Source organism: Stenotrophomonas sp. S39, from assembly GCF_016624665.1.
GTDB lineage: Bacteria > Pseudomonadota > Gammaproteobacteria > Xanthomonadales > Xanthomonadaceae > Stenotrophomonas.
Genome location: NZ_JACVTT010000120.1, coordinates 1 through 11,217 on the forward strand (window position 1 = coordinate 1; position 11,217 = coordinate 11,217).

At 69.1% G+C, this 11,217-nt stretch carries 10 protein-coding genes; 1 reads left to right on the forward strand and 9 read right to left on the reverse strand.

Annotated features, from left to right (window positions below; all coding sequences use genetic code 11):
- Positions 1–87: 87 nt before the first annotated feature.
- Positions 88–1,383: an acetyl-CoA C-acetyltransferase gene (locus IAE41_RS20315; RefSeq protein WP_152027154.1), complete on the reverse strand. Its 1,296-nt coding sequence runs from the start codon at positions 1,381–1,383 to the stop codon at positions 88–90.
- Between the two features lie 93 nt (positions 1,384–1,476).
- Between IAE41_RS20315 and IAE41_RS20320 the strand changes: the two genes are divergently transcribed.
- Entirely contained in the window at positions 1,477–2,364 is an 888-nt protein-coding gene (locus IAE41_RS20320; RefSeq protein WP_200734346.1) for a hypothetical protein, read from the forward strand.
- Between the two features lie 105 nt (positions 2,365–2,469).
- On the opposite strand, the gene IAE41_RS20325 is transcribed toward IAE41_RS20320, so the two are convergent.
- The 8 genes from IAE41_RS20325 to IAE41_RS20360 form a co-directional block, all read right to left on the reverse strand.
- Positions 2,470–3,102, reverse strand: coding sequence for a superoxide dismutase family protein (locus IAE41_RS20325; RefSeq protein WP_108745663.1), 633 nt, complete (start codon positions 3,100–3,102; stop codon positions 2,470–2,472).
- Positions 3,103–3,133: 31 nt separating this feature from the next.
- Positions 3,134–3,703 (reverse strand): superoxide dismutase family protein, encoded by a 570-nt coding sequence (locus IAE41_RS20330; RefSeq protein WP_200734347.1) that lies wholly within the window; start codon positions 3,701–3,703, stop codon positions 3,134–3,136.
- Positions 3,704–3,796: 93 nt separating this feature from the next.
- A complete protein-coding gene (gene ntrC, locus IAE41_RS20335) occupies positions 3,797–5,245 on the reverse strand; it encodes a nitrogen regulation protein NR(I) (RefSeq protein ID WP_200734348.1) in 1,449 nt (482 codons plus the stop codon).
- Positions 5,238–6,299, reverse strand: coding sequence for an ATP-binding protein (locus IAE41_RS20340; protein WP_200734349.1), 1,062 nt, complete (start codon positions 6,297–6,299; stop codon positions 5,238–5,240). Before IAE41_RS20340 ends, ntrC begins: the two co-directional genes overlap by 8 nt.
- Before the next feature lie 132 nt (positions 6,300–6,431).
- Positions 6,432–8,477 (reverse strand): TonB-dependent receptor, encoded by a 2,046-nt coding sequence (locus IAE41_RS20345; RefSeq protein WP_200734350.1) that lies wholly within the window; start codon positions 8,475–8,477, stop codon positions 6,432–6,434.
- A 170-nt stretch (positions 8,478–8,647) separates the two neighbouring features.
- Positions 8,648–8,941, reverse strand: coding sequence for a hypothetical protein (locus tag IAE41_RS20350; RefSeq protein ID WP_200734351.1), 294 nt, complete (start codon positions 8,939–8,941; stop codon positions 8,648–8,650).
- Positions 8,942–9,049: 108 nt separating this feature from the next.
- The gene (locus IAE41_RS20355) at positions 9,050–10,207 is read right to left on the reverse strand and encodes an MltA domain-containing protein (RefSeq protein WP_200734352.1); all 1,158 of its coding nucleotides are present in this window, start codon (positions 10,205–10,207) and stop codon (positions 9,050–9,052) included.
- 116 nt (positions 10,208–10,323) lie between these two features.
- Positions 10,324–11,070 carry an N-acetylmuramoyl-L-alanine amidase gene (locus IAE41_RS20360; RefSeq protein ID WP_200734353.1) on the reverse strand — a complete coding sequence of 249 codons (747 nt, stop codon included), beginning with the start codon at positions 11,068–11,070 and terminating at the stop codon, positions 10,324–10,326.
- Positions 11,071–11,217 lie beyond the last annotated feature (147 nt).

Here is an 11,217-nt window from a genome sequence, read left to right on the forward strand (position 1 = left end):
TGCGCGACGAGTTCGGCAACCCGCGGGTGCCGTGAGCATGGCTGAGGTGTGCCGACCAACGGTCGGCACCCACCAGAGCAGCGGTAATCAGCGTTCGACGATCGCCACCACGCCCATGCCGCCGGCGGTGCAGATCGACACCAGCGCGCGGCCACCGCCGCGTTCGGCCAGCTGCTTGGCCGCCGTCGCGATCACGCGTGCGCCGGTGGCGGCGAACGGGTGGCCGGTGGCCAGCGACGAACCCAGCAGGTTGATCTTGTCCGGGTCGATGCGGCCCATCGGTGCATCCAGGCCCAAGCGGTTGCGGCAGTAATCCTCGCTCTCCCACGCACGCAGGGTGCACAGCACCTGCGCGGCGAAGGCTTCGTGGATCTCGTAGATGTCGAAGTCCTGCAGGGTCAGGCCGTTGCGCTTGAGCATCTCCGGCACGGCCACGGTCGGCGCCATCAGCAGGCCTTCGCCGTGCACGAAATCCACTGCCGATACATGGGCATCGCGCAGGTAGGCCTGCGGTTCGTGGCCGTGCGCGCGGGCCCATTCCTCGCTGGCCAGCAGCACCGCCGCGGCACCATCGGTGAGCGGGGTGGAGTTGGCAGCGGTGAGGGTGCCACGGCCGGAGACCTTGTCGAAGGCCGGCTTCAGCGTGGCCAGCTTTTCCAGCGAGGTGTCCGCGCGCAGGATGTTGTCACGCTCGACGCCGCGGAACGGGGCGATCAGGTCGTTGAAGAAGCCGCGCTCGTAGGCGGCGGCCAGCTTCTTGTGCGAGGACACCGCCCATTCGTCCTGCGAATCGCGCGAGATGTTCCATTCCTTGGCCATGTCCTCGCAATGGTCGCCCATGCTCTTGCCGGTGCGCGGCTCGGCCACGCCGGGGAACTCGGGCTTGAGCTCGGAGAACTTGAAGCCGGCAGTGAGCGCGCGGATCTTGTCGCCGGTGCTCTTGGCACGGTTGGCGGCCAGCAGGCGCGCGCGCAGCTTCTTGCCGTAGACGATCGGCACGTCGGACGTGGTGTCCGAACCACCACCGATGCCCGATTCGATCTGCCCCAGGGCGATCTTGTTGGCCACGGTGATGATGCTGTCCAGCGAGGTGCCGCAGGCGCGCTGCAGGGTGATGCCGGGGGTCAACGGCGACAGGCCGGAGGACAGCGTGGCTTCGCGGCCCAGGTTCCAGTCGCTGGAATGCTTGATGACCGCACCCATCGCCACTTCGCCGAGCTGCTGGCCGTGCAGGCCGAAGCGTTCGACCAGCGCGCCCAGTGTCCGCACCGACATGCCGAGGTTGCCGACATCCGAATACGCGGTGTTCTGGCGGCAGAACGGAATGCGGACGCCACCGAGGATGGCGACGGGACGAGCGTTGGGCATGGAGATACCTGGCATGGATGAGGGTGTCTGCAACATGGCCTGCACGACGGAGCAGGCATAATGGCGCCAAGTGTAGCTGCCGCCCTGTGATGGGCCAACCGTGGAACCATGAGCAAACCCGACCCCGCGATGAATGCCCTTGGCGTGCTGGCCCTGGAACTGGCCAACGGCGAAATCCCCCGCCAGGCGGTGCTCAGCGCCGACCAGGCCGGTGAACTGGCCGACCGTATCGGCCGTGACCTGGCCAAGCTGGTGCCGCAGGTGGCCGAGCTGGACCTGGTGTTCGCCGCCGCCCATTTCGACCCCGCTGAAATCCTGCGCCCGGGCTGGCCGATCCACCGCCGCCTGGAAGAGCTGCAGATGCGTGCCCCGGGCCGCAGCCAGGGCCCGCGCCTGCTGGCCTTCGGTGCCGGCGCCGATGGTGAGGTGCCGCTGCCGTTCCAGGCCGATGCGACGCTGGTGGGCGGTGGTCTGCGCGTGGTGCCCTTCCTGCTGACCGGCAGCGACGTGGCGACCACCGCGGCCGTGGCCGACGCGTTGGAAGATGTGCTGCTGGCCAACGGCATGGCCCACGCTGATACGGCGTTGATGGCGCAGAACAGCTTCGGTGCCCGCATCGAGCACGCGCGCTACTTCACCGTGAACGACCTGGCCGCGATGATGTCGATGCAGTACGACAACCAGGGCCTGGCCGCACTGTGGCCGCTGATCGAGACCGCGATCCTGGCCCCGGGCCAGGACGAGTGGCTGGAGAACGCACCCGAGCCGCTGCTGCGCTATACGCAGGGCGAGGCGCGCATGGCGCTGTTCGATCCGGCCGGCTGGTGCGCGTACTACAACCACAGCAAGGGCGATTGCGACCGCCTGCAGGGCATCTACGAGCAGTTCCTGATGCGCCAGCGGCAGATGGCCGCGGTGCTGGAAGCACACGGCGTGCCGGTGCTGTTCGTGCACTGCGAGGCCGGGCAGGACGCGCGCGAGCTGCTGGCGCGCTGATCCACAACGCCCGTGCGGGTAGTTGTAGAGCCGAGCCCATGCTCGGCTCAGGCCGCCTGTAGAGCAGCCGAGCATGGGCTCGGCTCTACAGGAAGCGATTGTGCCTTACGGGGCCTTCTGGATGACCGCGCAGGCCAGGCGCGCGCCGGCGTTGCCGGTCGGCTGGGTCTTGTAGTCGTCCGCGTCGGCGTGGACGATCAGGCCGCGGCCGATGATGTCGAAGTCATCACCCTTGCCGATGTTGACGTTGCTCGAGACCGGGCCGTCGATGGTGGCCACGCCCTTGTCGTCGGCCTTGATGTTGGGCATGTCGCCGCCGTGGTGCGGGTCGGCCGACACATTGCCGTGGTCCTGCTTGCCCGGGTTGAAGTGGCCGCCGGCGCTCATGCCGTCCGGCGCGCTGCAGTCGCCCTTCTCGTGGATGTGGAAGCCGTGCTCGCTGCCCGGCTTCAGGCCGCTGATCTGGCCGGTCACATGCACCTTGCCGTCGACCACCTTGAAAGTGACGCTGCCCTTGGTCTCGTTGCCCTGGGTCGGTGCCAGTTCGGCCGTGGCCGTGGCATCGGTGGCCGGGGCGGCTTCGGTAGCCGGTGCAGCGGCCGGATCAGCCGGTGCTGCCGAACCTTCGGCCGGGGTGGTGGCCGGCGCTTCGGCTTCCGGGGCGGCCGGCTGCTGGTTGCAGGCCGCCAGGCCCAGGGCGGCGATGGCCGCGAACAGCGAGGTATGGATCAGACGCATGGAACTCTCCTTGGAATGAAGCCCGTGGCGATCAGCGGGTAACCCGGATCACACCGCAGGCGATGCGGACGCCGGCATTGCCGGCGGGCTGGCTGCGATAGTCATCGGCGTTGGCATGCACGACCAGTGCACGTCCGGCGATATCGGTGGCGGCGCCTCCCCCAAGGGTAACGCCCTTCAGGTGCACATCGATGTTCGCGCGGCCCTGGGCATCGGCCTGCAGGTTGTCGATGTCGCCCAGGTGGTGCTTGCCGCTGCCGGCGCGGCCGTGCGCGCTGCCAGCGGGATTGAAGTGGTTGCCGGCGCTGCTGGCATCCACCGCGCTGCAGTCACCGCGTTCGTGGATGTGGAAGCCGGCCTGCTGCATCGGCTGCAGGCCACCGACCAGGCCGGTCAGGTGCACGCCACCGCTTTCGGTCTTCAGCACCAGGCGGCCACTGACGATGCTGGCCGAGGCCGGCGCCAGGTTGGCTTCGGCCAGCTGGGCCACGGGCGTGGTGACCACCGGCGGAGGGGTGGGCTGCGGCTTCTGCGGCGCGCTGCCACAGGCAGACAGCAGCACGGCGGCGGACAGCGGCAGGATGGCAGGTGACAGGCGCATCAGGAACTCCTTGCAGGGAACACTACGGACGGCATCGTCCATGGCGGATCAACAGTTCGGCAAGCGGGCGCGAGGACCGCGTGCACGGGCCGTTCAATGGCTCCCGCGGCGGCGGCCCGCGCCCAGCTTGCGGGTGAGCGTATTGCGGCCCAGGCCAAGCCGCGCGGCGGCTTCGGCGCGGCGGCCATGGGTAATCTGCAGCGCTGCCTCCAGCAGGGCGTGGTCCACCCGCTCGCGCACCTGCGCGTGCAGGCCTTCAGCGCCCTCGGCCAGCTGCCGCCGCGCCCATTCGGACAGCAGCGTTTCCCACTGCCCCGGGTCGGCGCCTGCGGCACTGCCACGGCGGCTGCGCGTGCGGTTCAGCGCGGTATCGACGTCGGCCACGCCGATGGTGTCGGCGGCGGCAAGTGCCGCCATGCGCCAGCAGACGTTCTCCAGTTCGCGCACGTTGCCGGGCCAGTCGTGCTCGCGCAGCGCCTGCAGGGCGGCAGCAGTGAGCCGCTTGGGCGGCGTGTCGAGCTTGTGCGCGGCGGCCGCCAGGAAGGTGGTGGCCAGCTGCGCGATGTCCTCGCGGCGCTCGCGCAGCGGCGGCAGCTGCAGGCGCACCACGTCCAGGCGGTGCAGCAGGTCGGCGCGGAACCTGCCCTGCGCGACCAGCCCTTCCAGGTCCTGGTGGGTGGCAGCGACCACGCGCACATCCACATGGATCAGCTCGCGCCCACCAACGCGGAAGAATTCGCCCTGGGCCAGCACGCGCAGCAGGCGGGTCTGCAGCGGCAGCGGCATGTCGCCGATTTCATCAAGGAACAGCGTGCCGCCGTTGGCCTGCTCGAAGCGGCCGATGTGGCGGCGCTGCGCACCGGTGAAGGCGCCGGCCTCGTGGCCGAACAGTTCGCTTTCCAGCAGTTCGGCCGGAATGGCGGCGGTGTTGAGCGCAACGAATGGTCCCTGTGCGCGCGGTGATTCGCGGTGCAGGGCATTGGCGACCAGTTCCTTGCCGGTGCCGGTTTCGCCGGTGATGAGCACCGTCAGCGGCGCCTGCGCCAGGCGCCCGATGGCGCGGAACAGCGCGCGCATCGGCGGCGTATCGCCCACCAGCTGCGGTGGCTGGTCGCTGGGCGCATCGGCCACCGGCGTGGGCGCGGCCAGTGCCGGTGCCACGACAGGCAGCACGCGCTGGGCCAGGGCCACCGCATCATCCAGATCGAAGGGCTTGGACAGGAACTCGTGGGCGCCGCCGCGGAACGCGCCGGCCGTGCTGGCCACATCGGTGTAGGCCGACATCACCACCACCGGCAACTGCGGCAACGCGGCCTTCAGCTTGTCCAGCAGCACCAGGCCATCGTCGCCAGGCATGCGCACGTCGGTGAACAGCAGCGCCGGCGCCGGGCCTTCGTTGAGGGCCTTCAGCGCAGGGGCGGCGCTGTCGAAATCGACGACCTGGTAGCCCGCCTCGCGCAGCGCGGTGCACAGCACGAAGCGCACGGCGCGGTCATCGTCGACCACCCAGATGCGCTGCGCGGTGGTGGGGGAATCAGACATCGCGCGGGGCCTCCTCGGCCGGGGCGGCGCCGTTGCCGATCGGCAGCAGCAGGGTGAACACGGTATGGCCCGGGCGCGAGCGGTAGGTGAGCGTGCCGCGGTGTTCGCGCGCGACCTGCTGGGCCAGTGCCAGGCCCAGGCCGGTGCCTTCGGCGCGGCCACTGACCAGCGGCAGGAACAGGTGCTCGGCCAGCTCCTCGGGCACGCCACGGCCGTCATCGGCGATTTCCAGGCGCAGGGCCAGCGTGTGCAGCTGTTCGGCGATGCGCACGCCGTGCTCGACGCGCGTGCGCAGGGTAATGACCCCGGCGCCGGCCTGGATGGCGTTGCGCACCAGGTTCCACACCGCCTGGGTGAGGCGGTCGGCATCGCCATCGAATTCGGGAATGCTGGGGTCGTAGTCGCGCTGCAGGCGCACGGCCCAGCCAGCCTCGCTTTCGGCCAGGCGCAGCACGCGTTCCAGCGAGGCGTGGATGTTCAGCGATGCATGCGGCGCGGCCGGTGCCGGCGACAGCAGCTGGTCGAGCAGGCCGTTGAGGCGCTCGATCTCCGAGCCGATCAGGTCGATCAGTTCGCGCTCGCTGGCATCGCGCTGGGCGGCACGGCGGGCCAGCAGCTGCGCCGCGCCCTTCAACCCGGCCAGCGGGTTGCGCAGCTCGTGCGCCAGGCCCTTCAGCGCGGCACTGAGCGCGCTGGGCAGGGCCTGGGTCGGGTCGAGCCCGGGAAACTCGTCAACCGGATGGGCTTCGAGCAGCCAGCCGCCATCGTCGCGGCGGCTCATCCAGCCCTCGGCGAAACGCGCGCCCTCGCCCGGCAGGGCCAGCGCCAGGCGGTTCAGCCGCAGGCTGTCGCGCTCGTCGCGGGCCAGGAAATGGGCCAGCGCCTCGCCCTGCACTTCCAGCGCGGCCAACGGCTGGCCGATCAGGCGGCGGACGCTGACGCCCAGCCAGCGGGCGAAGGCAGGATTGCAGCCGATGATGCGGCCATCGGCCCCGGCCCAGGCCAGCGGCGTGCCGAGGGCATCAAGGGACGGCGGGGGTGCGGGGTCGGACATTGCACCAATGTAGTGCAAAACGAGGGCCCGGGGTCAGAGCCCTTTCCTTGCGGAAAGGGATCTGACCCCTTGCGCTGCGGGGTCCGGGGTCGGATCCCTTTCCGTCGGGAAAGGGATCTGACCCCATTCCGGTTACAGCTTCATGTTCAGGCCGACGAACACGCTGCGGCCCGGGGCGGGCGAGAACATCGGGCGGGCGCTGTCCCAGAAGAAGCTGTCGTACCACGCGTAGGCGTACTCGCGGCCGGTGACGTTCTTCAGCTGCACGTCCACGCTCCAGCGCGGGGTGATCTGGTACGCGGCGCTGAGGTCGAGCACGGCGAAGCCACCGAACCTGCCGGCCTCGTTGCGCTCTTCCAGGTAGTAATCGCCCTGTGCACGCGCCTGCAGGCCCAGGCGCAACGCGTCGCTGGCGCGATAGTCCACACCGAGGTTGCTGATGTGGCGCGGGGTGGCCGCCACTTCCCTGCCCTGCAGCGAAACGCTGGCATCGCGGTCGTCGCGGGTGATCTTCGCTTCCTGGTAGGCGTGCGAAGCCCACAGCGTCCAGTCATCGCCCAACTGCAGGCTCAGCTGCGCATCCACGCCGCGGCGGCGGGTCTTGCCCAGGGTCACCGTGGTGCCGGTGGCCGGCATGTTCGACACCTCGTTCTCCGCGTCCTGCTGCCACACCGCCAGGCGCGCCTGGCTGCCATGGAAGGGTTGGAACTTCAGGCCCAGCTCCATGCCGGTGTTGGTGGACGGCTGCACCGGCGCCTGCCCCGGCGTGAGGTAGGCCGGTGCGGTGGAGCCGGTGAGCACCTGGAAGGTGCGGCCCCAGTTGGCGTAGACGTGGGTGGTGTCGCCCAGGCTGTGGATGACGCTCAGCTTCGGCTGGCCGATGGTGCCGTAGTCCTGCAGGCGGCCGCTGACGCCGTTCATCAGGTGCGTGCTGCCACTGAAGCGGTCGATACGGTAGGCCGGCACGATTTTCCACGCCTCGGCAGGCTGGTAGATGGCCTGCACGTAGGCACCCCAGTTGTCGAAGCTGTGGCGGTCGTCGTTCTGCACGCGCGCCGGTGCCTGGCTGAAATCGGTGGGTTCGGCGTAGGCGTAGCGCTCGCGGATATAGCCGTTGTCCTGCTGCTCGTAGTTCAGGCCGCCTTCGACGGTGAGCGCGGGGCTGGCCTGCCAGGTGAGCGTGCTGAGCAGGCCGGTCTGGCGTTCATCCCAGACGCGGCGCTGGCGCGGCAGGTTGCCGGTGGGCAGGTCGCTGAAGGTCACGCGGCGGTCGTCTTCGTAGCGGTTGTAGTACAGCCGCGTGCCGAAGGTGAGCGCGTCGGACAGCTTCAGGTCCACGTGCGCGGCGATCTGCCGCATGTCGCGGTCATCGCCATCGTTGCCGTTGCGCAGGTCGCTGCCACGGCGATGCGCGTGCAGTTCGTCAGCGGTCATGAAACCGGGTTCGTCGGCTTCGTGGTGGTACGCGCGCGCGGTCAGGCCCACGCGCAGACCGTCGTCCAGCGAGCCGTAGAACCATTTGCCGCCCAGCGAGTACTTCTTCGAGGTGTCGTGGTCGCGGTAGCCATCGCTGGCCTGGGTGCCGACAAAGTAGTTCTGCGCGAAGCCATCCGCTTCGCGGCCCACTGCCAGCTGCGCATCGCGGGTGTTGTAGCTGCCGTAGGCCAGCCGCGCATCGGTGTAGTTGCCGCCCTGGCGCGTACCGAAGTTCACGTTGCCGCCGATGTTGTGCAGCCCGTAGCGCGGATCGTTGGTCCCGCGCACCACTTCGATGTAGCTGATTTCCAGCGGGAACAGCATGTCGATGAAGCGCTGGTTGCCGCTGTTGACGTTGCTGGGGATGCCGTCGATGAGGGTCTTGATGGCGTTGAGGTAACCCTCGCCGTTGAAGGCGCGGAAGCTGACCTTGCCCGATTCGGCGCCCTGCCGCGTTTCGGTGAGCTGGATGCCGGGCATCTGCCCCAGCAGCTCCCAGCTGTGCGAGACGTTGCGGTCTTCGATCTGGTCCGCGCCCAGCACGTCCACCGAGGTCAGGACCTGGTGGGCGCTCAACTGGCCTTCGCCATGCTGGTGCACCTGCACCTTGCCGAGGGTGAGCGCGGCATCGGCGGACTGTGCGAAGGCTTCAGGGGCGAACGGGGCGGTCGCGAGGGCGGCCACCAGCGTGGAGGTCTTCATGGGGGATGGAAGGGCGCGGATGAAATGTAATCATATAACATTTCACGCACGAGACCCGTAGAGTCGAGCTTGCTCGACTGCCGTTGCCGGGAGCAGTCGAGCAAGCTCGACTCTACGAGGTGAAGCAGTCGAGCAAGCTCGACTCCACAAAAGCGGGGTGGAGCGGCGGCTTACACCGGGTAGCCGGTGGCTTCCCTGGCCTTCTTCCAGGCGCTTTCAAACTCGCGCGCGGAGATTTCGTCGTCCTCGTCGAAATCCAGGAACGACACCGGCTGGTCGGCCAGCAGGAAACGGTCATCGCTCTGGCCGTGCTCGTCGGCCCAGACCAGCTTGGTGCCGTAGATCTCCACCTGGCGCACGATCTTCTCGCCGCGGGCTTCCATCAGCACGTTGCCCTTGCCCAGGCCCGATTCGGCCCAGTGCTTGTAGTACTTCTTCGCGTTGTTGCTTTTGACGTTCTTCATTGCAGGGGTCCTGGCCGCAGCGGCGGCCGGAGAGTTCGGAATGGCGCCATTATCAGGCATCCGGGGTCAGAGCCCTTTCCTTCGGAAAGGGATCCGACCCCTGCCGGTTCAGTTCGGCAGGGGGGTGCCCTTCGGCCACAGCATCCAGAGATTGCCCTTCTGCTTCATGTCACCGGCCAGCTTGCCGGCGGCGTCGCCACTGCCCCAGTACAGGTCGGCGCGTACTTCGCCAGCGATGGCACCGCCGGTGTCCTGCGCGGCCACCGGGCGCACCACCGGGCTGCCGTCCGGGCGTGTGGTGGACAGCCACAGCAGGCTGCCCAGCGGCACCACGCTGCGGTCCACCGCCACGCTGTAGCCGGCGGTGAGCGGCACGTTCAGCGAACCACGCGGGCCTTCCGGGCTGTCGGCGCTGCGCACGAAGAATACGTAGCTGGGATTGCTGCGCAGCAGCTCCGGCACGCGCGCGGGGTGCGCCTTCGCCCAGGCGCGGATCGCGTCCATGGTGACGTCTTCCTTCTTCAGCTCGCCCTGGTCCACCAGCCAGCGGCCGATGGCGCGGTAGGGGTGGCCGTTCTGCTCGGCGTAGGCCAGCCGCACCTGGGTGCCATCGGCCAGGCGCACGCGCCCCGAGCCCTGGATCTGCAGCAGCTGCAGGTCCATCGGGTCGGTCAGCCAGGCCAGCACAGGCGCTTTGGAACCCTTGCTGGCGATGGTGCCGGCGTCGTCATACGGCTTGAGCACCTTGCCGTCGAGGCGGCCGCGCAGGCGCTTGCCCTTCAACTCGGGATAGAGGCTGTCCAGCTGCACCACCACCAGGTCATCAGGCGTGCCGTACACCGGCACAGTCGCGCTGGCCGTACGGGTCAGGCTGCCGGGATAGATGGGTTCGTAGTAGCCGGTGATCAGGCCATCGGCCTGATGGCCACCGGCGCGCAGTGCGTACACCTCGAGGTCGCGCTGCAGGAACTGGCGGATCGCCGCCGGGTCCTGGTCGGACACCGTAGCCGCGGTCGCGCAGGGCCCGGCCCAGACCGCATCGTTCTTCAGCCGCGTGCAGCTGCTGCGCCAGGCACTGAAGCCGGCCAGCAGGTCGGTATCGGAAACCGCCGGCAGCGCCTTCCAGTCCACCTTGGCGTAGGTGGCAGCAGCGGGTTTGGCCGTGGCTTTTGCATCGGGGCGGGTGCCGGTGGTGGCACAGCCGGCCAGCAGGGCAACGGCCAGGAGGGTGAGGAGCGCGCGCGGCGACGACGGAACAGTGATCATCGTCGCAATGTAGTGGGGCCGATGGTGGCGGGGCAACCTTTGGCAGCGCCGGGCCATGCCCGGTGGAAAGCGGATCCCGCGCTGCGCGCTCGCCGGGCATGGCCCGGCGCTACCGGCTACGGCGTCTGCAGCAGCAACGAATGCAGGATGCGTGCGTCTTCGGCGTCCAGTGTCTTCGGCAGGTCGTCGCTGCCGCGGAAGCGGCGATGGAACGCCGCGACGGCCGCCTCGCGATCCTCCAGCGGGTAACCGAAGCGCGCCATCGCATTCCAGGCGTCGAAGCCTTCCGGTGCGGGGCCATCGCTGACGCGCGGCCACACGCCGAAACCGGCCTGCGCCAATTGCTGCCAGGGGAAGGAGCGGCTGGGATCGGCCTTGCGCGTCGGCGCCAGATCGGCGTGGCCGATCACCTGCCGCGGCGGGATGTTCAGGCGCTCGGTGAGGTCACGCAGCAGCAGGATCAGCGATGCGATCTGCGCGGGCGGGAACGGCGTGCTGCCGTTGTTGTCCAGCTCGATGCCGATGGAAGCCGAGTTGAGATCGGTGATGGTGCCCCAGCGGCCGGCGCCGGCATGCCAGGCGCGGCGCTCGTCGCTGACCAGCTGGTAGCGGTGGCCGTCGGCACCGATGAGGTAATGGGCACTGACCCGGCCGCCGCTGTTGGCGGTGCGCAGCGTGTGCAGGCTCTGCTGCACCGAATCCTGTTCGGTGTGGTGGATGACGATGACCACCGGATCGCGTGCGTTCTGGTTCGGCGACGGGACCCAGGTGGCCAGCGGATTGCGCGGCGCCTGCGGGGTGGAAGCACAGGCAGCCAGCAGCAGGCAGGCCGAGAGCATCAGGGACGTGCGGATCGGGTGCATGTGCCCGATTGTGCGCGATCAGGCGCGAGGATGCATGACGCGGTACCGACGGCTGCAGTAGAGCCACGCCATGCGTGGCTGGAGGGCTGCAGTGCCCCCCCACCGGGGGCCCCCCCCCCCCCCGATTGCACCCACCGGGACAGAGGG